The organism is Sphingobium sp. AP50 (assembly GCF_900109095.1).
In the GTDB taxonomy this organism is placed as follows: domain Bacteria; phylum Pseudomonadota; class Alphaproteobacteria; order Sphingomonadales; family Sphingomonadaceae; genus Sphingobium.
The window spans coordinates 1-24,025 of the sequence record NZ_FNYZ01000038.1 but is presented as its reverse complement, the minus strand read 5'-3'; the positions used below and the strand labels follow the sequence as shown (position 1 = coordinate 24,025).

At 57.0% G+C, this 24,025-nt stretch carries 20 protein-coding genes; 13 read left to right on the top strand and 7 right to left on the bottom strand.

What is annotated here, in order from left to right:
- From BMY84_RS28030 to BMY84_RS27980, 11 genes are all read left to right on the top strand, one after another.
- Positions 1-554 (top strand): adenylate kinase family protein (locus BMY84_RS28030; protein WP_143075201.1); only part of this gene is annotated, 554 nt, incomplete at its 5' end.
- Positions 555-849: 295 nt separating this feature from the next.
- On the top strand, positions 850-2,328 hold the full coding sequence (locus BMY84_RS28025; RefSeq protein WP_093088384.1) for an NAD-dependent succinate-semialdehyde dehydrogenase: 1,479 nt from the start codon (positions 850-852) through the stop codon (positions 2,326-2,328).
- Positions 2,329-2,367: 39 nt separating this feature from the next.
- Complete coding sequence (locus BMY84_RS28020; RefSeq protein WP_093088382.1) at positions 2,368-2,775, top strand: Zn-ribbon domain-containing OB-fold protein; 408 nt, start codon at positions 2,368-2,370, stop codon at positions 2,773-2,775.
- A gap of 5 nt (positions 2,776-2,780) precedes the next feature.
- Complete coding sequence (locus BMY84_RS28015; RefSeq protein ID WP_093088381.1) at positions 2,781-3,923, top strand: thiolase C-terminal domain-containing protein; 1,143 nt, start codon at positions 2,781-2,783, stop codon at positions 3,921-3,923.
- 2 nt (positions 3,924-3,925) lie between these two features.
- Positions 3,926-4,915, top strand: coding sequence for an alpha/beta hydrolase (locus BMY84_RS28010; protein ID WP_093088380.1), 990 nt, complete (start codon positions 3,926-3,928; stop codon positions 4,913-4,915).
- 33 nt (positions 4,916-4,948) lie between these two features.
- Positions 4,949-5,824, top strand: a complete 876-nt coding sequence (locus tag BMY84_RS28005) for a MaoC/PaaZ C-terminal domain-containing protein (RefSeq protein WP_093088379.1) — start codon at positions 4,949-4,951, stop codon at positions 5,822-5,824.
- 80 nt (positions 5,825-5,904) lie between these two features.
- Positions 5,905-6,987, top strand: coding sequence for a Zn-dependent alcohol dehydrogenase (locus BMY84_RS28000; protein ID WP_093088377.1), 1,083 nt, complete (start codon positions 5,905-5,907; stop codon positions 6,985-6,987).
- Between the two features lie 286 nt (positions 6,988-7,273).
- Positions 7,274-8,113 carry an SDR family NAD(P)-dependent oxidoreductase gene (locus BMY84_RS27995; protein WP_093088376.1) on the top strand — a complete coding sequence of 280 codons (840 nt, stop codon included), beginning with the start codon at positions 7,274-7,276 and terminating at the stop codon, positions 8,111-8,113.
- A gap of 186 nt (positions 8,114-8,299) precedes the next feature.
- Positions 8,300-9,889, top strand: a complete 1,590-nt coding sequence (locus BMY84_RS27990; protein ID WP_093088374.1) for an AMP-binding protein — start codon at positions 8,300-8,302, stop codon at positions 9,887-9,889.
- A 423-nt stretch (positions 9,890-10,312) separates the two neighbouring features.
- Entirely contained in the window at positions 10,313-11,509 is a 1,197-nt protein-coding gene (locus BMY84_RS27985) for an acyl-CoA dehydrogenase family protein (protein WP_093088373.1), read from the top strand.
- Between the two features lie 3 nt (positions 11,510-11,512).
- Positions 11,513-12,628: an acyl-CoA dehydrogenase family protein gene (locus BMY84_RS27980; RefSeq protein WP_093088371.1), complete on the top strand. Its 1,116-nt coding sequence runs from the start codon at positions 11,513-11,515 to the stop codon at positions 12,626-12,628.
- 54 nt (positions 12,629-12,682) lie between these two features.
- Here BMY84_RS27980 and BMY84_RS27975 read toward each other — a convergent pair whose 3' ends face one another.
- From BMY84_RS27975 to BMY84_RS27945, 7 genes are all read right to left on the bottom strand, one after another.
- Positions 12,683-13,885, bottom strand: coding sequence for a serine hydrolase domain-containing protein (locus BMY84_RS27975; RefSeq protein ID WP_093088370.1), 1,203 nt, complete (start codon positions 13,883-13,885; stop codon positions 12,683-12,685).
- A gap of 121 nt (positions 13,886-14,006) precedes the next feature.
- The gene (locus BMY84_RS27970; RefSeq protein ID WP_371262465.1) at positions 14,007-14,858 is read right to left on the bottom strand and encodes an enoyl-CoA hydratase-related protein; all 852 of its coding nucleotides are present in this window, start codon (positions 14,856-14,858) and stop codon (positions 14,007-14,009) included.
- Positions 14,855-16,327, bottom strand: a complete 1,473-nt coding sequence (locus BMY84_RS27965; RefSeq protein ID WP_218147064.1) for a 3-hydroxyacyl-CoA dehydrogenase NAD-binding domain-containing protein — start codon at positions 16,325-16,327, stop codon at positions 14,855-14,857. The genes BMY84_RS27970 and BMY84_RS27965 overlap by 4 nt, the downstream gene beginning before the upstream one ends.
- Positions 16,317-17,306 (bottom strand): NADPH:quinone oxidoreductase family protein, encoded by a 990-nt coding sequence (locus BMY84_RS27960; protein WP_093088367.1) that lies wholly within the window; start codon positions 17,304-17,306, stop codon positions 16,317-16,319. The genes BMY84_RS27965 and BMY84_RS27960 overlap by 11 nt, the downstream gene beginning before the upstream one ends.
- Before the next feature lie 37 nt (positions 17,307-17,343).
- Entirely contained in the window at positions 17,344-18,123 is a 780-nt protein-coding gene (locus BMY84_RS27955; RefSeq protein ID WP_093088365.1) for an enoyl-CoA hydratase-related protein, read from the bottom strand.
- 25 nt (positions 18,124-18,148) lie between these two features.
- A complete protein-coding gene (locus BMY84_RS27950) occupies positions 18,149-19,333 on the bottom strand; it encodes a CaiB/BaiF CoA transferase family protein (protein WP_218147063.1) in 1,185 nt (394 codons plus the stop codon).
- A 283-nt stretch (positions 19,334-19,616) separates the two neighbouring features.
- Positions 19,617-20,267, bottom strand: a complete 651-nt coding sequence (locus tag BMY84_RS27945; RefSeq protein WP_093088362.1) for a TetR family transcriptional regulator — start codon at positions 20,265-20,267, stop codon at positions 19,617-19,619.
- A gap of 476 nt (positions 20,268-20,743) precedes the next feature.
- Here BMY84_RS27945 and BMY84_RS27940 point away from each other — a divergent pair, with 476 nt between their 5' ends.
- Positions 20,744-22,447 (top strand): sigma-54 interaction domain-containing protein, encoded by a 1,704-nt coding sequence (locus tag BMY84_RS27940; RefSeq protein ID WP_218147062.1) that lies wholly within the window; start codon positions 20,744-20,746, stop codon positions 22,445-22,447.
- 353 nt (positions 22,448-22,800) lie between these two features.
- Positions 22,801-23,697: an alpha/beta fold hydrolase gene (locus tag BMY84_RS27935; RefSeq protein ID WP_093088361.1), complete on the top strand. Its 897-nt coding sequence runs from the start codon at positions 22,801-22,803 to the stop codon at positions 23,695-23,697.
- The last annotated feature ends 328 nt before the right edge of the window (positions 23,698-24,025 follow it).

The window sequence follows — 24,025 nt, the reverse complement described above, 5'->3', positions numbered from 1 at the left end:
CCGTCCTTAGTATCGGTGCAAACACCGGCGCTTGCACCAGTGCCATGTCAAAATATCAGCCGATCACCGCAAGGCGGCCCTCACCGGAGCAATACATTGTTTCCCGTCTCATAGACGAACATCTGGGCGTGCTAGAGGCTGATGTGGGAGTGATATTTGATGGCTATCCCCGTACCACAACGCAGGCTGAAAACCTTGATCTGGTCCTGCAGGCACACGGCCGCTCACTAGCTCATGTGATCGAACTGACGGTCGACGAGGAGGCGCTGGTTGAACGCGTCACAGGACGCTATACCTGTGCCACTTGTGGTGAGGGTTATCATGACAGGTTCAAGAAGCCCCGCTTTCTCGATATTTGCGACAATTGCGGCGGTACGAACTTCCAGCGACGTGTTGATGATAACGAAGAAACTGTAAGAATGCGAATGGCCGAATATCGCGCCAAGACGGCGCCAATCCTCCCGTTTTACGAGAGGCGTGGTTTGCTCAGACAAGTCGATGGCATGGAAGAGATCGGACATGTGACGTCCAGGATCGCAGCGATCCTGGGCTGATCCGCTGTTCAGCTTTACAGGTTGAGTGTGCCCGAAACGGTCATGCGGAAGCCCAACCTGTATTCTGCGAAAACATCCAGGTCCGAGCCGCCCGATTTTATTGGGCGGCAAGTCATCCCGCAGGCCGGGAAATCTTCGCTAGCGGGTGTTCGATCGGCGTTGGCACAGAGCTTGCTACTGCGACTTTCAAGAAACGCTCTCATTGGAGAAACCATGTCGAAAGTCGAAATGCGAGGCCTTGCCGGGCAAACGCCTGGCCGCTTGTTCCAGGCTGCAAACGGATGTGGGGTGCGTCATGGCCATCGCTGACACCCTGCTGACGAAGCTCAAGGATAAGTCACTTGTTACAGAGAGCGCCTATATTGCAGGGGAGTGGCTCGGCCGGAGTGACAGTGGCGCGACATTCGAGGTGAGCAATCCTTCGACGGGAGGCGTTATCGCGACGCTTCCCGACCTTGGTAGGGCGGAAACCGCCCGGGCGATTGATGCAGCGGAGATTGCGCAGAAGCAGTGGGCAGCAAAGACCGGTAAGGACCGGGCATCGATCCTACGCCGTGTCTATGACCTGATGATTGCCAACGTCGATGATTTGGCTGCGATCTTGACTACGGAGATGGGCAAGCCTTTCGCCGAGGCCAGAGGGGAGATCCTTTATGGCGCGTCCTATATCGAATGGTTCGGCGAGGAAGCGAAGCGCATCTACGGCGACACAATTCCCGGACCGCAAGCCGACAAACGCATCATTGTGCTGCGGCAGCCTGTGGGTGTCGTTGCAACCATCACTCCCTGGAATTTCCCCAATGCGATGCTGGCGCGGAAATTTGCGCCCGCCCTTGCTGCTGGTTGCGCGGTCGTTTCAAAGCCTGCCGCGGAAACACCGCTCTCGGCCCTGGCGCTCGCTGTCTTGGCGGAACGTGCCGGTCTTCCGGCAGGGCTTTTCAACGTTGTGACTTCGCGATCATCTTCGGACATCGGTAAGGAGTTCTGCGAGAATGAGAAGGTTCGGAAGCTGAGTTTCACCGGATCGACTGAAGTCGGACGTATTCTCATGCGCCAAGGCGCTGACCAGATCATGAAGCTGGGATTCGAGCTGGGGGGAAATGCACCGTTTATCGTGTTTGATGATGCGGACATTGATGCCGCGGTCGAAGGTGCCATGATTTCGAAATATCGTAACAATGGCCAGACCTGCGTTTGCGCCAATCGCCTCTACATCCAGGCCGGGGTTTACGATGAGTTTGCCCGGAAGCTTGCCGAGAAGGTTCGGGCGATGAAGGTAGGGGACGGCTTCGAGGAAGGTGTCGTCGTCGGTCCGTTGATCGATGCAAACGCCAAGATCAAGGTTGAGGATCATATTGCTGATGCCGTTGCTAACGGAGCTGAAGTCGTGCTGGGCGGCAAGTCTGACACGCGCGGCGGCCTGTTTTTTCAGCCGACGATTCTCACGGGTGTCACCTCAGCTATGAAGGTCGCCCGGGAGGAGACATTTGGCCCCGTAGCACCGCTTTTCAAGTTTGAAACCGAAGATGAAGTCGTTGCGCTTGCAAATGATACGGAGTTCGGCCTGGCTTCCTATTTTTATGCCCGCGACCTCGGAAAGGTATTTCGCGTCGCCGAGGCACTGGAATATGGAATGGTGGGGATCAATACTGGGCTTATTTCGACTGAAGTGGCGCCTTTCGGGGGCATCAAGCAATCTGGTCAGGGCAGGGAAGGGTCGAAATACGGGATCGATGACTACACCGAACTGAAATATCTTTGCATTTCGATCTGACAAATATTTTCAAGGTGGATTCCGCCAACGGAGCAGCCCATGTCTTCGCAATTTCTTCCAGTTCCTACCCCAGAAACCAGTCACTTCTGGGAAGGGTGCGCCTCGAACGAGCTCCGCCTCCAGCGCTGCCAATCCTGCCAGGAAAGCTATTTCCCACCGAGGCCCTTCTGTCCCAAATGTGGCGGTCGCGAGGTCGAGGTGTTCACCGCGAGCGGAAACGCCATATTGTGGTCATACGTCATCAACCATCTTGCACGTGCAGACATGGGGACGGAACCCTATGCCATAGCGGTGGTGAAGCTTGAGGAGGGGCCAACGATGATGACCAACATCGTTGATTGCCCCCAGACACCTGAAGCGCTGCAACTCGACATGCCCTTGCGCGTGACCTTTGCCAAGCGCTCCGACAACGTCGTCCTCCCCCTGTTTACCCCTGTCAGGTCTTGACTACCATGAAATCAAAATCCGTAGCTGTCGTGGGCGCCGCCGAGACGACAAAGATGGGCAAGATTCCCGACATGTCGGTGCTGGGCCTGCACGCCGATGCGGCATTGAACGCGCTCGCCGATGCGGGTCTGAGGCCGTCCGACATTGATGGAATCGCTACGGCTGGCGTCGCGCCCTTCGAGCTTGCCTATTATCTCGGAATTAAGCCGACATATGTCGATGGGACCAGCGTGGGCGGGTGCTCTTTCATGATGCACGTCCGTCATGCGGCGGCGGCCATCAACGAAGGGCTGGCCACGACTATCCTTATCACCCATGGTGAATCCGGCCGTTCACGTGTCGGAACAGGGAGCTTCAGTCCTCCGCCATCCAGCCTTGCGGATCAGTTTGAAAAGCCGTTTGGTACCAATGGTCCGGCAACCACCTTCACCATACCGGTTTTGCGATATCTCAAAGCACGTGGCTATAAGGTCGAAGATCTGGCGAATGTCGCGGTGATTCAACGCGAGTGGGCGGCGCTCAACCCTCGGGCGAGCTTCAAGGATCCGCTTACGATAGACGACGTGCTCAATGCCAAGATGATTGCTTGGCCCTACACGAAGCTTATGTGTTGTCTTGTGACAGACGGCGGCGGTGCACTGATCCTCACATCAGCCGACCGCGCGAAAGATATGCCCCAGAAACCTGTCTATATCCTCGGGACCGGCGAGAGTGTCGAGACGCCGATGGTGTCGCAGATGTATGATCTTACTTCTTCCACGGCGTTCAGGATATCCGGAAAAAAGGCATTCAGCGAAGCAGGCATCGCGCATTCGGATGTCGATCATCTAATGATCTACGACGCCTTTGCTCATTTGCCACTTTACGGCCTGGAAGACCTGGGCTTTGTCAAGCCGGGAGAAGCCGCCGCGTTTATCAACGATCGCAACACCGCCGTGGGTGGTAGGCTGCCGCTCAATACCAACGGCGGCGGTCTCAGCTATATGCATTCGGGCATGTACGGCATGTATGCCATGCAGGAGAGTGTGCGCCAGCTTCGAGGCACTGCTGCTGCACAAGTGGCTGGCGCGAAGATAAGCGTCAGCCACGGCGTTGGTGGAATCTTCTGGGCTGCTGGAACTGTCATATTCTCCAACGAAGCGCCTTGAGATTGGTCCTCTCCGAAATGCCATTGAAGGAGATTCTTCCACTATCTGGCGAAAGTGAGCTGGACCCGCTGTTTCGGGCTATGTTCGATGCACGGGCCGAAAATGTCGCGGAGCGTTCGACGGCTTTTGCTGGATCCATTCCTCTCGAGGAGCTTCGCTTTGCATATCGCGCGATGCGAAAGGCGCAGGATCGTCAGCCGCCGAAAGACGTGTTGACTGAAGGTTTGATTGTAGATGGTGGCGCAGGACAGTTACGCGCGCGGTTGTATGTTCCAGCAGATCTGCCGACGCCATCGGGTCTGTTGATCTACTTTCACGGGGGTGGGTTCGTCGTCGGCGACCTTGAGACCCATGATGGGCTGTGTCGGCGCCTCGCGAGGGGCGGGCGATGCCGAGTGATCTCCATGGAATACCGGCTGGCGCCCGAACACTCATTTCCCGCAGGGCATGATGATGCGCTCGCAACAGTTCGCTGGTGCTTTGAGAATGCGGAGAAGTTGAACGTGGATGCGGGCCGGATCGCTGTAGGCGGCGATTCTGCCGGTGCCAATTTGGCGGCTTACACCGCAAATGCGCTGGTCCGGGATCCGGATTATCCCGTCGCATGGCAGATGCTGCTGTATCCGGTCACCTGGCCGGCGTCGCCAACGACGTCACGCGAAGAGTTTGATGGTCCTGTACTGACCAAGGCTGAATTGGCCTGGTTCGAAAGTTGCTTGGCCTTCCGTGGAAAATCCGGATGCGAACGAGCAGAACTCTGGCGTGCGAAGCTCGATGGAGTTGCGCCCGCCCTGCTAGTCACGGCAGGGCACGACCCGCTGCGCGACGAAGGGCAGGATTATGCTGAACGGCTCGCTGCAGAAGGTGTCGAGGTCAAGTACCTGCACTTCGCGGAGCTTCCGCACGATTTCTATATAATGCCCGACATATCGCCTGCGGTCTCTCGAGCCATCTCCCTCACGTCCACCGAGTTGCGTGCGCAACTTGCGTGATTGGCCAGCAAAGAAATTCATAGGAGGATCCAAATGCCAATCTTTTATCCCGACATCCTTGATCAGGTGACGGAACCGGAACTCTTTAGCTATACCGACAAGGACGTCATGCTTTACGCGCTCAGCATTGGCTTGGGCGCTGATCCCTTGAACGAGGCGGAACTCCCTTTCGTTTACGAAAAGGACCTCAAAGTGGTTCCGACCGCCGTGACGGTGCTGGCGCCGCCGCTTAGTCGGCTCAAGCCAGCCCAGCGGAAACCAGGTCACCGTGAAAGTGTTCCTAATGCCTTGATGCTGGTGCATGGCGAGCAGAAGATTGAACTGCATCGCCCGCTCCCGACCACCGGTTCCTTCACGGTTCAGGTCCGGACAATCGCTGCTTTCGACAAGGGTAAGGAAAAGGGCGCGGTCGAGATCAGGGAAACGACCTGGACCGATGCGCAGGGGGATCGTGTCGCAACGCTGACCAGTTCCGTTTTCTTGCGAGGCGATGGCGGCTTTGATGGCCCGACCGACGGGGCGCCAGCGCCTCACGCGATCCCTGATCGAGCTCCTGACCTTAGCATCTCGATCTCCACGCGGCCGGACCAGGCGCTGCTCTATCGCTTGAACGGTGATCGGAATCCATTGCATTCCGATCCTGCAAGCGCAGGAAAGTCCGGCTTCCCCCGACCCATTTTGCACGGTCTCTGCACCTACGGGATAACCTGTCGCGCAGTGCTGGAGGCGATCACTGACTTCGACGCGGATCAGATACTCAGTCACCAGGTGCGCTTCTCTGCGCCCGTCTTCCCAGGCGAAACGATCGTGGTGGACCTCTGGCGCGATGGTAAGCAGATATCCTTTGAAGCGCGTGTCGCTGAGCGTAATGTTACCGTGATCAAGAACGGGCTTACCGTCCTACGATAAGACCTCGCGCTGACCGATCGTCGAACGCTTCAGCGCTTTAGAAAGATAGCTTTGGGGTGGACCCAAGGAGGAGGAGTGAAATGAAGGCCGCTGTCCTGCGTGAAGTACGCACGCCGTTACAGATTGAAGAGGTGCAAATATCGAAACCCGGTCCGCATGAAGTATTAGTCCGGACTGTTGCTGCCGGTCTTTGCCATTCCGATCTTCATTTCATCGAAGGTTCCTATCCTCATCCCCTTCCGGCGGTGCTCGGGCATGAAAGCGCGGGCATCGTCGAACAGGTCGGGTCGGAAGTTCGGACGGTCAGGCCTGGAGACCACGTCATTACCTGCCTTTCGGCCTATTGCGGACATTGCGACCACTGCCTGACTGGGCATCTCAGTCTCTGCGTTTCTCCTGACACGAAGAGGGATGCCGCCCAGACAAGCCGTATCACCCAGCACGGGCGGCCGCTGCCGCAGTTCCTCAACCTTTCGTCTTTCGCCGAACAGATGTTGATCCATGAGCATGCCTGTGTAGCTGTCAGAAAGGATATGCCTCTGGATCGCGCCGCGCTTATCGGCTGCGCCGTCATTACGGGTGTGGGCGCGGTCATTCACACCTCAAACGTCCGTCCTGGCGAAACGGTCGCCGTCATCGGATGCGGGGGCGTCGGGTTGGCCGCCATTAATGGCGCGGCGATCGCCGGCGCGAGCCGCATCATTGCCGTTGATATGGCGCCTTCCAAAGCCGAGCTTGCCAAGGCAGTCGGCGCCACCGACTTTATCGATGCGTCCAGTGCCGATCCCGTGGCCGCGGTTCTGGAACTGACCAAAGGCGGCGTCTTGCATGCATTCGAAGCCATTGGCAGGACCAAGACGGTCGAGCAGGCCTTTGCCATGCTGCAGCGGGGGGGCACTGCTAACATCATCGGCATGATTGCGCCGGGCGAAATGCTTTCACTGCCAGGCGCCGCCTTTCTGGGTGAGCGTCGTCTTCAAGGATCGTTGATGGGCTCGAACCGCTTTCCAATCGACATGCCGCGACTGGTGGATTTCTACCTGTCAGGCCAGTTGAAGCTCGATCATCTGATTTCGCGTCGGATAAGGCTCGAAGATGTAAACGAAGGTTTTGAAGCGATGAAATCTGGCGGCCTTGCGCGCTCCGTCATCATGTTCGACTAAGACAGGATGTGGTTGTGCGCTCCGCAGCCAATGCGTGGGCATGAATGTAGCTTCTGAAAACAGTCCTCGCTCCGACTTCATCGGACCAGCCTGCAGGGATAGCAACAAGCCTCGGTACTGCTGAGCTTTAGGTCCGCGGGCCCAAAAATAGGGCCATCTTTCTGCCTTGGCATGACGCTTGCTAAGTGAAATCCGCTCCCAACCAAGGTTGGAGAATAACTGAATTTCGACGCAATTGGGATTGCGTCGATCGAGGCGCCAATGCGCCTCCGGATGGAGGATTTAAATGGGACTTCTTGAAGGCAAGGTAGCAATCATCACCGGGGCCGGCGGTGGTTTGGGCGAGGCTTATGCCAAGCTGTTTGCGAAGGAAGGTGCTGCCGTGGTTGTCAACGACCTAGGCGCAACCCGTGATGGTGCGGCGTCTGACGCCAGTGCAGCGGCGCAGCGGGTGGTCGACGAGATTGTCGCGGCAGGTGGGCGGGCGGTTGCTAATGGCGACGATGTTTCGACGGTCCAGGGTGGCGAGAATATTCTGAAGACCGCCCTGGACGCCTTTGGTCAGGTCGATATTCTCATTTGCAATGCCGGAATCCTGCGCGATAAAAGCTTCGCCAAGATGACCGAACAGGATTGGGATCTGGTCGTCAAAGTGCATCTCAAGGGCACTTTCAATTGCACACTGCCGGTATGGAAATGGCTTAGGGACAACGGGCGTCCTGGCGTCATTATCCTGACCTCGTCGACAAGTGGTCTCTATGGCAATTTCGGACAGGCCAACTACGGCGCCGCGAAGGGCGGGATCTACAGCCTGATGCGTGTACTTTCGATCGAAGGGCGGAAGAACAATATCCGCGTAATGGGTCTGGCGCCCGGCGCACTGACCCGGATGACCGCCGATCTGGGGTTTGCAGAAAATCCTCTTCGTCTTCCTGAAAACATCGCTCCTGCGGTCCTTTACATGGCATCCGATCTTGCTGCTGATCATTCGGGCAAGATCCTCTCTGTGTCCTCGCAAGGCGTTGCTGAAGTGAAGATGGTCCAGACCGAGGGATTCCGTCCGGACAAGCCTTATACGGCTGAAGAGCTGGCGAGCCGTGCTGAAGAAGTCTTCTTCGCTGACTGATGAGCATGTTTGGTATCCGCTGATGTAGAGGGCGCAAAGGCGCCAGCGCGTTCATTTAGGCTGGTGCTTCTGCGCCCCGACCACCAAAACGTGGCTGGCGCCGCAGACATGGCGGCGCCCCCAGTGGATTGGCCAGCTATGAAATGGGGCGTAGAATGCCAGGGAAAATGTAGGGGTGGGTGAGTGATGGAAGAAGTTCGGGATCGCGATCACCTGGATCGGCAGCTGGATGAGGCGTCCGAAATCGGAATGACACTCTCGATCTGGGCGGCTCGCCAGCCAGATCGTCCTGCCGTGTATGATCCAAGCGGGCGCGTGCTTAGCTTTGCGGAATTGAACGCGGGGGCCAACCGGCTAGTGCGGTTCTTGCGCCATAATGGAGTTCAGGCTGGTGACGCGCTGGCGCTCATCTGCTCCAACCGCGCCGAGTTCGTCATAGCGGTCGCGGCTACCCTTCGCAGCGGTATTCGCATGACGCCGGTCAATTGGCATCTCACCGCCGACGAAATCGCCTATATCGTGCGCGATTGTGACGCCAAGGTTGTGATCGGCGATGCGCGCGTTGGGCAGGTAATCAAGACCGCGATTAGTACCTGCCCTGATGTGCGGGTAAAGATCGCCGTGGGCGGTGAAATCGATGGTTTCGTTAATTTCGATCATGCCCTCGCGCTCCAAGACGGCTCCAACATCAGCGATCCTACGCTGGGCAACATCATGTATTATACGTCCGGCACGACCGGTCGGCCCAAGGGGGTTCTTCGCGCGTCGGTTCGGCAGACCCCCGCGAGCTTCTACAAGGCCAAAGGCTACGATCCGGAGACATCGGTACAGCTGGGGGCCGGGCCCGCTTATCATGGCGGACCACTGGGTTTCGATGTTCGAGCCGCAATGAACGCCGGCGTACCCCTGATCTTTCTGGATAAATGGGATTCAGAACTTGTGCTCCGGACGATTTCGGAACGGCGCGTCACACATATGCACCTCGTCCCGATCATGTTTCAAAGGCTTCTCGCGCTTCCGGCCGACGTGAAAGCGAAATATGACGTCAGTCACGTCCGCTACATTATCCACGGTGCTGCGCCATGCTCGCCTGAGGTAAAGATGGCGATGATCGAGTGGTTCGGTCCCGTTCTCACCGAATATTATGCAGGTTCGGAGGGCGGCGCGGGTTTCTTCATTACGTCCGAGGAATGGTTGCGCAAGCCTGGCTCGGTGGGCAAGCGCCCGCCTGAGCCGCCTGTGCGGATATTGGATGGAGACGGCAACGAATTGCCCGTCGGTGAATCAGGAATGATCTATCACAAACTCCAGCCAGGAACCGAATTCAGATATCATAAGGATGAACAGAAAACTTGGGCAAATCGGGTCGGCGACTTCTTCACGCTCGGCGATATCGGCTATTTCGATGAGGACGATTATCTCTTTCTGACGGGACGAAGTGCCGAGACGATCATATCGGGGGGAGTCAACATCTACCCACAGGAGATCGACAACGAACTGGTGACCCACGAAGCTGTCGCCGATAGCGCGACGGTTGGTGTACCCGATGCTGAATGGGGCGAGCAGGTCCGCGGCGTGGTGAAACTGAAGGCAGGCTTTGAAGCGTCGGAAGAGCTTTCAACCGATATCATCGCTTACCTGCGTGCTCGATTGCCGAGCTACAAAGTTCCGAAAACGATAGACTTCGTCACAGATCTTCCCCGTTCGGAAGCGGGCAAAATCCAACGGGATAAAGTTCGCGCACGCTACTGGGAGGGCAGAATACGCCAGATATAAACTGGGCTGGTGCATTCCGAGGCCGTCTTCGAGCCGTTGCCGGGCTTTCGTGCCTAGAAGATGCATGATCATGCAAAGACGTGGATTGAAAATCTGATCTTATGTGCGCAGGTCGATGGCCCACAATCGCTTCTACTTACCGGCTGCATACTGAATGGAAGCTGTGGATTAATTTTCGAGCGAGTGTTTCGATATTTGATCAATAGTCATCATGCTAGGTCGATTTCTGATCTGTATAACTTGAGTATCGCTTGAGAATCTGGACGTGATCGCAATCTCAAGAGGGCAGGACAGCGTCCGATCAGTTTCGACCTAGCATATCGTAGGCGTCGACGGGTTGTAGGTTCGTCAGGTGCGGGCGCGAACGTGCGTAGTCCAGCGAGCGCGTTGGCGAGAGAGCGCCGAATTTAGAAAGGTTAATCGATGGATTTGGCATTTTCACCCGAAGAGGAATCGTTCCGCAAGGAGGTTCGGGATTTCCTTCACGACGAGTTGCCCCCGCGCCTCTCTGAGAAGGTACGGACTGGCAAGCGCCTGACCAAAGACGACAGAGAGGAATGGCACGCGATACTCAATGCACGGGGGTGGCTGGCGAACCATTGGCCGGTCCAATATGGCGGCCCGGGATGGAGCGTTACACAGAGGGCGATTTTCGATGAGGAAGCGGCACTCGCGCACGCACCGCCGGTCGTGCAGTTCGGCTTGTCCATGCTCGGCCCCGTGCTCATCAAATATGGATCTGAGGACCAGAAACGCCGTTGGCTACCGAGAATTCTCGATGGATCGGACTGGTGGTGCCAGGGTTATTCGGAGCCTGGTGCCGGATCGGATCTCGCCAGTCTTAAATGTTCGGCCGTGCGCGAAGGAGATCATTATGTCGTAAATGGTCAGAAGACGTGGACCACAGCCGGTCAACACGCCAATATGATGTTCTGTTTGGTGAGAACATCGCAGGAAGGGAAAAAGCAGCAAGGTATTTCCTTCCTTCTGCTGGACATGCGCTCGCCCGGTGTGGAAGTTCGCCCTATCATCCTCCTGGACGGTGAGCATGAAGTGAACGAAGTGTTCCTCACCGATGTGCGCGTGCCGCTCGAAAATCTAGTGGGCGAAGAGAATGCCGGTTGGACCTACGCCAAATATCTCCTGACCTATGAACGCACCAATATCGCGGGCGTAGGCCGGTCCATGGCCGCGTTCGAGGAACTTAAACGCATCGCTGCCGCTCAGGTCAAAGATGGCCGTCCACTCCTGGAAAGCCCAACGTTCGCCGCACGTCTCGCGCGCCTAGAGATTGACCTCGAAAACATGAAGACGACCAATCTCCGCGTCCTGGCTGCGGCGCAAAAGGGCGGAGTGCCTTTGGCGGAAAGCTCAATGCTCAAGATCCGTGGGACCGAAATCCGGCAAGAGATTTCGAGCTTGGCACGGCGCGCAATCGGTCCATACGCCCAGCCCTTTGTCCCGGAGGCACTTGAAGAAGGCTATTCGGAGACGCCAGTGGGGCCCGACTACGCCGCGCCGATCGCGGCGGAATATTTCAACAATCGTAAACTCTCGATCTTCGGCGGCTCGAACGAAGTGCAGCGCGAAATCATCACCAAAGCGATATTGGAACTTTAGATCATGGATTTCTCGCATAGCGAAGACCGTCAGATGCTCGCTGACAGCCTGGGCCGTTATCTCGGGGAGCGTTATTCAATGGAAACGCGGCACCTGATCAGCGCCTCCGAAGCGGGCTGGTGCCGCAAACAGTGGGCAGCTCTTGCGGAACTGGGCGTTGTAGGCGCGCTGTTCGACGAGGCGGTAGGAGGCTATGGCGGCCAGGGTTTCGATATCGCGGTCGTATTTGAACAGCTCGGCCGCGCACTCGTCATCGAACCCTTTCTTGGAACGCTGATGGCCGGTCGCGCCCTTGCGCTGGCGGGCGGGCACCAGGCACTGATCGAGCAAGTTATCGCTGGAAGCACGATGATGGCGTTTGCTCATGATGAGCCCAACACTCGTTATGCTCTGACGGGGATATCCACCCGTGCTGAGCCATCGGACGCTGGTTGGGTCCTTCACGGAGCCAAGGCCGTCATCTCTCAACTTGCTGCAGCCGACTGGATCGTCGTGTCTGCCCGGATCAGCTCTGGCAATGGAGACCGGACAGGCCTGTTTCTGGTCGCGAAAGATGCCGGCGGCGTCTCCGTGCGGGATTATTCGACGATAGATGGGGGGCATGCCGGAGAGTTGACGCTAACAAATGTTTTGGCGACGATGATCTGTGGGGATGCGCGCGATATCCTCGAGCAGGCCACTGCGGCAGGAATAGTAGCGCTATGCTGGGAAGCGGTCGGAGCGATGGATGTTCTCAAGCGTGACACGCTTGAGTATCTGCGGACAAGGAAACAATTCGGCGTTGCGATCGGGAAATTTCAGGCTTTGCAGCATCGCATGGCAACGGCCGCATTGGAGATCGAGCAAGCGCGGTCTGCGGCCATTAACGCATCGGCCGCTCTTGAAGGGCCACGCCTCGGTCGTGAGCGCGCGACATCGGCGGCGAAATTTACCATTGGGCGGGTAGGCGCATTGGTAAGCGAAGAGGCAATCCAGATGCACGGCGGGATAGGCATGACCGCCGAACTGCCCCTGTCGCATTACGCCAAACGGGTCATCATGATCGACCATCAACTTGGCGACGAGGATCATCATCTCGAGCGGTATGCGAGCCTTCAGCCGGAGGCGCAAGCGGAGTAGCTGTTCGCGTGGGGCGGCAGGCTCATGCCCGCCGCCTTATCCATTTTGGGTTTTTCAACGAACCCAGAAGCCAGCGTCGCTGTCGGTATAGCCCAAAGAGCGATAGGCGGCATCGATCAGACTTTGACCGCGAGTGTTGAGCCCGATGCCGGGACCAACCTTATTCATGACATAGCCGAATGACAGCCGGGCTTCCGGATCTGCGAAGCCGATGCTGCCGCCGGCGCCGGGAGTACCAAAGGCGTGTTCGCCGATTACGACAAATTCGCCTTCTCCAATTCTGCGGTCGCCCCAGCTCTTGGAAAAACCGTAGGTGAAAGTCGTCGCGACGTTGAGCACTGGATCAATTCCACAAGCCGATCGCACGGTCCGCATATCAGGCAGTCTGGCTGGTCTCACCAGCCGAATACCGTCAATTGAGCCGTCCAGCGCCAGCGGAGCATAGGTTCGAGCCAAACCTTTGGCGGTCATGATGCCGCCTGCGGCTGGGTTTTCGGCTAACCGGCGTTGATAGCTGTTGACGCTAGTCGCGTTGTGGTCATTCCCGCTGTTCATCACAAGCAGACAAGCCAATGACGAAGGGTCGTCCACGATCTTCTGAAAGAATGGAGATTGGGGGTTCGGCTCGTCAAAATAGGTAGTGGCCACGCGATCGTGTTGGGTCGCCGGAAGTCCGATCCAGATGTCTGCATCGAGCGGCTGGGCGACTTCTTCGCGCAAGAACCGACCGATTGTCTTGCCCGTTATGCGACGAACGATCTCCCCGAGCACATAGCCTATAGTCACTGCATGATAGCCGCTTTGCGTGCCTGGTTCCCAAAAAGGAGTTTCGTGTTCTAGGCGCGTGATGACCATCGGCCAATCGGTAAGTCCTGCATCGGGCAGGGGATCGTGAAAGACAGGTAGTCCTGCTTGATGGGCGAGCACCATTCCGACTGTGATCGCTTCCTTGCCGCTCTGCCCGAAGGCTGGCCAGTATTGACAGACGGGGGCGTCAAGCGAAACAAGGCCGCGGTCGATCAAAATATGTATGCAAAGAGCGCTCAGCCCCTTGGTCGCGGAAAACGCCGCGACCATCGTGTCTTCGCTCCAGGGCTTGGATGTCTCAGTGTCCGCCACTCCTCCCCAGAGATCTACAACGAGCTTTCCATCCCTATAGATGGCGAGCGACGCCCCGATTTCGCCTCGCTCCGTGAAGTTACGCTCGAATGCGTCTCGCACATTTGCGAAGCCCGAGCTGCAAAAACCTTCAACCATATTGCTTCTTTCTTCCTCCCCCGATGCCGCTTTCGGTCTTCCGTTCAACGGGCCGGCGATTACTACGCTGATCTGGTCAGAAACATGATTTCTTAAGTCAGAATTTTACTTGTGATTTGAGTCACTCTGTCGGCGTCCACCATGGATAGCTTGGCGGCATGTCTCTCGAAACCCGGGCGGGAAAACGAGGTGGGCGCTTTTGCAGGAAAGCATCAACGCCTTCTTTCATGTCCGGTCCCATACTGAGTTCCGAAAACAGGCGCGAATCTATCGCCATCATATCCTCGTAACTTGCGAGCGCGCTGAAACGCCAAAGCATTTGCCGGGTGACGGCGACGGCTACTGGCGATGTCCATTCAGCGATCTCCAACGCCATTTGCCGCGCGCGCGGCAGTAGCTCATCATGCGTCACGATTTCCGACACGAGCCCGCCTTCAAGCGCCTCTTGCGCGTCAAAAGTCCGTCCCGTCAGGCACCATTGCAGTGCTTTGCTCGTCCCGACGATCCGGGGCAGGAACCACGCGCTCGCGACCTCGGGCGTAACACCCCTACGCGTGAAAGCGAAAGCGAAGCGCGCATGGTCCGAGCAGATCCGGAAGTCAATTGGCAAGGTGATCGTGGCCCCGATGCCGACGGCGGCGCCGTTGATTGCTGCAATGGAAGGCTTTCGTGCGCTGAACACAGCATCCACATAGAGGCGCTCGGCATTGGGCTCTTCTGCAATCGGCAGGGTTGCCTTCTGGAAATTGTCGCCCCCAGGCGAGAGATCAGCGCCCGCGCAAAAGGCACGCCGCCCGGCGGCGGTCAAAATAATCGCTCGGACATCGTCATCGTCATCAGCCTTCAGAAACGCGTCGCGCACTTCTAGGATCATAGGTCTGATATAGGCATTCATCCGCTCAGGCCGATTAAGCGTGATCGTAGCGATCGGCCCATCGACCTCATAGAGGATATATTCGTAGCCCCTCATCATTGTTCATCTTCTTGGGCCTGCCTGAGGCCGAAAGAGACGCGGTAGCGGGGGTCGTGCGTGATATCGAAAATCGCGTCGATGACCTGTATAACTCGCTCAAGGCCAATGCGTCTGGCCCACTCGATAGGGCCAAGCGGATAGTTCACGCCGAAGCGCATCGCCAAATTGATTTCTGACTCATCCGCGACGCCATGCAACAAAGCTTCGAACGCTTCGTTGGCGAGCATCGCAACAGTCCGCATTCCGACAAGGCCGGGCCAGTCAGGAAGGCGCGTGGCGATCTTTCCAGCGTGGCTGACTGTCGCAACGAACCGGCTGATCTGATCGTCGGAAACAGCCTGCGAGGCACAAAATCCGATTCTGCTCGACGAGCCCGCGTCAAGTACGAGATCGCGCAGAATCACCGGTCGTCCTGCGACACGCGCCCGTTCAGCGGCGGTGCGTCCGTCGGTAAGAGCGACCAGCATGCCGTCGACGATGGTATCGCCCGCCAAAAGGGCATCCTCATAGGGCGAGACATCGGGGTCGACCTTTGCGATTTCGGGTTCGCTGTTCAAAGAAGCTGGTCCATAGTCGTAAAAACCTCGGCCGGATTTTCGACCCAGCCATCCCGCCTGAACCAACTCCAACTGTACGAGCGAAGGTCGGAACCGAGGATCTCCATAATAAGCGTCGAACACTGAGCAACTGACAGCGTAGTTCACGTCATGACCAATTAAATCCATGAGCGCGAAAGGCCCCATGCGGAAGCCTGTGGACTCCGTTAAGATTGCATCGATCGTAGCAGGCTCCGCGCATCGCTCTTCATACAGGCGCAGCGCTTCGGCATAATAGGGGCGTGCGACTCGGTTGACGATGAAGCCGGGTGTGGAACGCGCCTTAACGGTGGTTTTACCCCACGTCCTCGCGGTCGCTACCAAGCACTCGATCGTAGCGGTGGCGGTTGCGAGCCCGCTCACCACCTCAACAAGCCGCATAACCGGAGCCGGATTGAAAAAATGAAGACCAGCAAAACGGGCCGGTCGAACCAATCCAGCGCCAATAGCCGTAATCGAGATTGACGATGTGTTAGATGCAAGGATCGCATCTGGGGTCACGATAGACTCCAAGTTGGCAAACAAGGCGCGCTTGACTTCCAGGTCCTCAATGATTGCCTCAATGACCAATTGGGCGAGGACGAGGTCTTCAAGAGCGTCGCACGGCGTGATCCGCCCAGCGATTTCACGAGCGTCTTCGGCGGACATCCGTCCCTTTGCCGCACTACTTTGAAGCTGCGCCCAAGTTCGTTCGTATGCATCCTTGGCAGCGCCGGCACGCGCGTCGAACAGAAGCACCTTATGGCCGGCGGCCGCAGCGACATGGGCAATTCCAGCGCCCATAGTTCCCGCGCCGATCACGCCAACAATGGCCGAAGCTGGCAGCGCATTATGTGTCGTCATCGCGACCTCAACATCAGGGTTATGGCTCAAGGATCACCTTGCCTTGGACCCTGCTGTGGCGAAGGTCTTCCAGGGCCTCTTCAAAGTTCGAAAGCGGCATTTTCTTCGATATATGAGGTTTCAGCTTTCCAGCTTCCCAAAGCCTGTAGATCTGCTCCTGGGCAACCTTTACGCTTTCAGCGTCGCGCTCGCGATAATCCGACCATTGGAGGCCAGAAACCGCAATGTTCTTCACCAACAGATAGTTCGCCTTAATCGTGGGTATGTCACCTGACGCAAAACCGATGATAACCATTCGTCCGCACCAGGCGAGCGCGCGTAGTGCGGCCGCGTTGGCCTGCCCTCCCACGGGATCGATTACGATATCGCAGCCCTTTCCGCCGGTCACGCCATATACTGCCTCGCGTAGCCCATCGTGCAGGTTTTCTGCGGCAAGATCGAAGACATGATCGCAGCCGACAGCGCTGGCGACTTGCTTATTCTCCTCACCTAGCACGCCGCCGATGACGACTGACGCGCCCATTGCCTTGGCGAGCTGGACAGCCGCGGATCCAACGCCGCCCGACGCGCCCAGAACGAGTACGCTGTCTCCCGGCTTGAACGATGCGCGATGAATGAGGGCGAAATAGGAGGTCTGATAGACGAGCCCGAGCGCTGCCGCGACGTCGAACGGCATGGTTTTGGGTAACAGGAATGCGGATCGGTACGGAACCGCCAGCTTCTGAGCATAGGCTCCATATTCGACCTGCGCGGCCACCCTGCTGCCGACGGCAAAGGCTTCTACCTTCTGACCGACGGCAGTGACTGTTCCAGCGGCGGCTTTCCCCGGGGAAAAGGGAAGGGGCGGCTTGATTTGGTACTTGCCTTCCATGACGAGCAGATCGGGGTAGTTTGCCTCACTTGCATGCACCTCGATAAGAATATCGTCGTCCCCCGGGAGGGGATCATCGACATCGGTGTACCGCGCATGGGCAATAGGCCCGAATTCATTGACCAGTACAGCTTTCATCCGGTTTTCCTTGTCCGATATTAGGCGACTGAGGTCGTCAGTGGCCAAATTTCGAGCCGTCGGGCTTGCGCCGTTCAGCGAAGCTTGCCGACAGCTCCTTGGCTTCTTCAGTTCCCAGATATCGGCGCAGCAAGAGGTCATGGGTCACGCGCGAAAGGCCTGCGACGCCACCATGGCGTGCGTTGAACGCGCCTTTGATCGAGGCAAGCGCAAAAGCGCCGCGATCAGCGACTTCTAACGCAAATTCCATGGTCTTTTGCTTGAGCTCCGCGTCGGAAACTACGCGGTTGATCAGTCCGATGGACTGGGCCTCAGCCGCGCTGAGCTTTATGTTGGTGTACCACATTTCCTTCGCCTTTTTCTTGCCGACGAGATCCTCGAGGTACCAGGTGCCGTAGCCGGCATCGAACGAGCCCATCATCGGACCGACCTGTCGGAACACCGCACTTTCCTTGGCGATGGTGAGATCGCAAACCATCTGGAGAACGTTGCCTCCTCCGACCGCGAATCCGTTGACGCTTGCAATGACAGGCTTCTGAAGCCGGTCGATCGCTTCGTACATTTCAAGCGTCGGTAAAACGCCGGCATAGAGATTGGTGTCTTCCATGCCCTCCTTGCGACCGCCGATACAGAAGAACTTGTCGCCCGCGCCTGTGAGGACGACCACGCGGGTCCGCGTTTCGCGGCGTATTTGCTCCATGCAGTCGCGCAACTCATGGCACATCGTTTCGGTGAACATGTTGCCATCATCAGGGCGATTGAGGGTGATGACTCCGACCGGGCCAACCTCTTCGTACAGGATCTCTGTAAAGCTCATTTTATCGTCTCCGGTATCGTTCTGATCAAGCGATCTGGTCTGTTGTGGCCAGCGCCACATACTCGGCTGAATGTTGGCCGAGACGAGGCGGGGCCGATCGGGGGGTCGCCATCTCGCCGTCTATGCGAATGCCCAATCCAATCTGCGGCACGTGTCGGTCTCCGTCACGGAGGGTGAAAAGGAGGCCGCGATCATGCAACGCCGTGTCCGCGGCCAGATCTTCAACGCTATTGATGGGGCCAGCTGGCACGCGCGCATCGGCGAAGATCGCCAGCCAATCGTCTCGCGATGCGGTAAGGAGAATGTCCTGAATTCTCTCCACGATGACCTGCCGATTGTCCCGGCGGGCGGCGTTACTGTGGAATTCGGGGCGCGCGCCAAACCCAGAGTCTCCAACAGCCTGCCAGAAGCGCCGCCAGATCGCGTCGTTGCCAAGGCCCAAGGTGAGCGGCTTGTCGCTCGTCGAGAACTGCTGGTATATCGCTATAACGCTGTCGGTGCCGCCGGACCTGACCGGGGCTTCGCCCGCTCCAAGATAGGGGGAGACGCGGCAACATAGAAATCGCGTCATACTCTCGACCAGGCTAACGTCGATCAAATGGCCTCGCCCCGTGCGCATGCGGTCGAACAGAGCAGTGATGGTCGCCATGGCCGCATCCTGGCCTGCCAGCATGTCGGCGGCTGGCGCACCGACCTTCTGAGGTGGCCCACTGGCATCACCCGTTACGTCCATAATGCCGGAATAGCCTTCCGCGATCAAATCATAGCACGTCAAATCCGATCGCTCGCCCGTTAATCCAAATCCAGTTATGGACGTGAAGATAATGTCGGGCCGCACCTGGACAAAACTCTCATAGTCCAGCCCCAACTTTTTTTGTGCCGACGGTGGTTGATTGGTAATGACTACGTCGGCTAATCTCGCAAAACTTAGTAATATTTCTCGATCATTTTTATCCTGCAAGTCAAGAACAACGCTTTTTTTGTTCCGGTTGACGGCGGTGAACCACAACGATTCACCTTCCAGGAATGGAGGCCCCCATTTGCGGGCATCATCGCCGTCGGGCCTCTCTACCTTGATAATTTCTGCGCCGAAGTCCGAGAGCAGCATTGAAGCATATGGACCCGCGACGGAGGTCGTCAGATCAAGGACTCGGATACCCGACAGGAATGTAAAACCCGCCCCTGCATCGACTACCGGCAATACCTCCATTGGTCGCGGACTCATTCCTACCTCACCTCAGTTCGATGCCAGCTTCAGGCTCCAATGATCGCAGGAGCAGCGATCGAACCTGGGGTAGCAAACAGCGTGCCAGTCGATCCAAATGAAGCGATGAAGGCGGCCGCAAGGCGAAGGGAGGCGCGCAGTCGCACTTACAACCGGAGGCTTGTATCCATCCCGGCCAATCCGTGTTGGGAAACTGTATTTTTGGAGAACAGATAGGAGGCTGAAGCGGCGTGGATTTCCCGGACGGTCCAGAACGCCGTGATTGGCGCTACTTGCCCGTAGAGGCCGGTAGCCGTATGCCATCCATCACCAAGGACATCGTCTGTTGGACGAAATGCTCCTGAAGCGATGCATCATCACCATGGCGACCAAAGACATTCTCGATCGTATTGCGTGCGTTGAACAACATGTCGACCGCGCCCATGACGTACAGATAGAATACCATGGGATCGATGTCCCGAAAGACGCCTTCAGCGCGCCCTTGCTCGAGAATTTCGCGCTGGATATCCACTACGGGCCGAAGTAGTCGATCTACAATTTCGTCGCGCGATTTGGGGCCGCTGCGGCGTAGCAGTTCTGCGGTCAACGGCGTGAGGTAGGGGCGTTTGGCCCACATTTTAACCATTCCGGACAGATGGCGCTCGAGCCTCACTTCGGCAGGATCGTTCCACTCCCGCTGCTGCTCCAACGGTTTCGTGATGAGTGCCTGATCTTCATCAAGGATCGCAAGAAGCATTTCCTCCCGACCGCCAAAATAATAACTGATTAGCGCGATATTCTTACCTGACCGCTTCGCTACCTCGGTAAGCGTGAATTGCGACCCTCCCCGTTCGCCGAGGAGGCTCCGAGCAGCCTTGAGGATGGCACTTTTCCCTTCTGGGAGCTGCTTACCTGCGGAACGTGGAGGCTTGGTTGCCATGCTGAGGACTCTATTTCGGGTTTTTCTGAAGCTGTCTTTAAATGCGTAGCGCAAAACTGGAAATAGTAGGGTTCGGGATTTCGAAAATCCTTCAGCTCGCGACGCTCCCAGGCGTTCCGTAGCATAGCGTTCGCGGATGAGCACCTTGATGCTGGCCGACTCGCGAAAGGCGCAGAGATTGATGAGGGGCGTGGTCTCCCACTCTTCTTATCCGAGTGTGGGGCGCTCGACTCGGGCCTGGTCGGCAGAACGACAAGATGCCGCACGGGAAAGAGGGGGTGGCGTCGCAAATGCTTGTGAAGCGTAGGTAAATAGCGGATATATATAGATAAATATGTAATGAAGGTGAGGCTGCCTCTGGAGGGAGTGTCCTCTACGGCTACACAGCTCCTTGACGGCAATTAAAAACTTTTTTAATAAATGAGCATGGCTTTAGCGCTGATGAAGGCGTCTGGAAGGGCCGGAGAGGATCACTTATGTCGTCTATGATGGCGCGGTCGGCGGCGGCCGAAGTTTCAGATGTAGATCCCGGTGAGACAGAGGCGCGCAAGGCCAGCCTCGTCGTATTGTCACCCAGTGGCGAAGTTACCTGCGCTGTTGGTTTGGGCAATCAGTCTGCAGTCTTGGCCCTAGTTCGCGATCCGGAATGGGTGGCGGGTATCAAGACGTCTCGACTGGTGGCGATGACGATCAATGGCCGTAAGCTCATTCTTATGTGGACCGAGTTGGCGGATGGCGCGATGGTGACGGTGAGCGAGGCGCCTGGCGATACCGTCCTGGAATTCATCCACTCTGTCGATTTTGCCTACGACATATTCGAGCATCTACTGAGTAATCCGTTTGACGCTATGACGGTCGTCGATACAGATGCCATCGTCCGTTTCATTTCTCCGATCCATGAAAATTTCTTTCGCCAGCGCCATGGTGAGGGCTATGGGCGGCCAGTTCAGAAGATGATCGAGAACACGAGGCTGCACAATGTCGTTCAAACCGGGAAGGCGGAGGTAGGCCATATTCAACGCATGAACGGTTCTAACCGTGTTGTCAGCCGAACGCCGATCTATCGTGGTGAGAAAATTGTGGGTGCGATAGGGCGGATCATGTTCAAGGGGCCCGAGCAGCTCGAAAAGCTCAACCAGGAAATCAATTCTCTCCAGAGCGAAGTCAAATTCTACCGGCGTGAAGCCGAAGCAATGCGGCGGAATGAATATGGACTGGATAGTATTATAGGGGAAAGTCGAGCTGTCCGCGAACTTAAAAGCGATATTACCCGCATTGCGCCACTGGATGTTCCAGTTTTAGTCTGCGGGGAGAGTGGTTCCGGCAAGGAGCTTGTTGCTCAAGCGCTTCATAGGATCAGTTCGCGACGCAACAACAACATGATAATGATCAACGCAGCGGCCCTCCCATCGACCCTCGTTGAGAGTGAATTGTTCGGCTATTCGGCCGGCGCCTTTACCGGCGCTCACCAGAAGGGACATCCAGGGAAATTTGAACAAGCGAATAGTGGTTCGCTGTTCCTCGACGAAATCGGCGACATGCCGCTCGAAGTGCAAGCCAAACTGTTGCGCGTCCTGCAGGATGGCTATGTCGAAAAGTTGGGCAGTACGAAAGCGATGAAGGTCGATTTTCGGCTTATATCGGCAACCAACCGTGATCTCGAGGGAATGATCCGGGAAAACGAGTTCCGGCTTGATCTTTTTTACCGCATCAGCCCGGTTGTTCTGCATGTTCCGCCTCTTCGCGACCGCCTAGAAGATATCCCAGCGCTGGCAGAAGAGTTTCTCAGGAACTTCGCTGAGCGCCATGATCGGCCGGTGTGCAGTCTCACTCCAGAAGTAACGTCGCTACTTCAGTCGCACAACTGGCCTGGAAATGTCCGGCAGTTGAAGCATGAGGTGGAACGCGCCGCGATCTTCAGCAACGGTGGCGAAATCGATCTCGATCTACTACGGCGTTCGCTATACGGCGTCGGCATTACGGCAGTCGCAGATCGATCAACGACCCGCGGAGCCGAAGCGGGAGATATGCAGCTCAAGGACCATATGCAGAAGGTCGAAGATGTTGTCATTGAAAGCGCTATGCAGCGTTTGCAGGGCAACAAGAAACGAGTTGCCGAAGAGCTTGGTATTTCGCGATCCTATTTGTACAAAAAATTGGCGGAGATTGGCACGATGTGATTTGCCATCATGGCGGTGGATCGACTTTAGATTTTTGCCCGGCCGCGTTCGAGAAGGCAGTTTCAGCCTACCGCCTTCTAAGGGCCACGACCGACCTAATTGCTGCGGTGGCATGGGCGACTTCTCTTCGGGTACCCGGCTTCGCATCCTCGCGGATAGCGAATGAGACACGCTCTTCAACGCTCAAAATGTCCTACGTGAACCTTCGTGTCTGGCTTGAATCTCCTACATGGGAATGTGTCGTCCGGCCCCTGATCGCGCCATCTGTCGGAGTGAACTTGCTTCTGATATCCCCTCGAGATGAGCGCGAGGGAGCCGATCTTTACCAAACCTTGAGGTAGAAGAGGTGCCTCATGCATTTTGTCGAAACAAGTATGCTCCGGGTGGCGTATCAAGAGCTGGGGTCCAAGGATGGCTGGCCCGTGATATTGTCGCACGGCTTCCCGTATGACGTTCATGCCTACGACGAGGTCGCTCCACTCCTCGTGAACGCTGGCGCGCGGGTCATCATACCGTACCTTCGTGGGTTCGGGCCAACGCGGTTTCTTGCCGACACGGCTATTCGAAGTGGGCAGCAGGCGGCCCTAGGCCAGGATCTCATCGAACTGCTGGATGCTCTTGGCATCGCCCGTGCCATCCTTGCAGGTTATGACTGGGGTGGCTTGGCGTCGTGCGTGGCGACAGCGCTCTGGCCCGAGCGGGTAGCTGCTCTAGTTTCCTATGCGGGCTATGACGTGATCGACGTCGACGCGGGAGGCAGGGCCGCCGACCCAGCATTAGAGCAAGTCTTGTGGTATCAGCATCTCTTCCAACACGAGCGAGGACGAGAGTGCCTGACGCTCCATCGACGCCAACTTTGCCGAACCCTCTGGCGACAGTGGTCACCAAATTGGGCCTTCGAAGAATCGGCTTTCCAACGGACTGCCGTTTCATTTGATAATCCTGATTTCGTCGACGTGGTCGTCAGCGCTTATCGCTTTGCATTCGGCCGAGAGAGAGGAGACCCTGCTTTTGCGGACCTCGAAGAAAGGCTGGCAAGCAAGCCTCTAATCAGTGTTCCTGCGGTCACCATTGACGGGAGCCAGGATCCGCTAAAGCCAGGAGGCACGGCTGGGGATGCGAAGATGTTTAGTGCGCGTCATGAACACCGCGTTGTCGATTGCGGGCACAACCTTCCTTGGGAGGCACCTCTGGAATTTGCAGACGCGGTCCTCACCGTAGCAGCTTGGGTTCGCGAAGATGGAGGGTAGAAAGGAGGCTTATGTCGTTGCGGGGGAGCCTCGCTAGCGCGGCAAGGCGATCCTGGGCTACACGAGCCCCCGAGGCGAACCAAGGAGGATGTGGAGCAAACTCCGCTGCGTGTGGGAACTCGAGATACATATGGGCAGCGCCCATACTGGATTGAAAAGGAGGCGTGGCTAAAATGATCGACGGTGGACGAATTAGATCAGCCAGACGGGAGCAGGTTTAATCATTCTGTATCAGAGGCTGTGTCAGAACGGTCTCGTAATGGTGGACGATCGGGTTTCGATATGATTCCGAGGGGTTGCGACACCAACCTTGGAAGCCATCATGTGG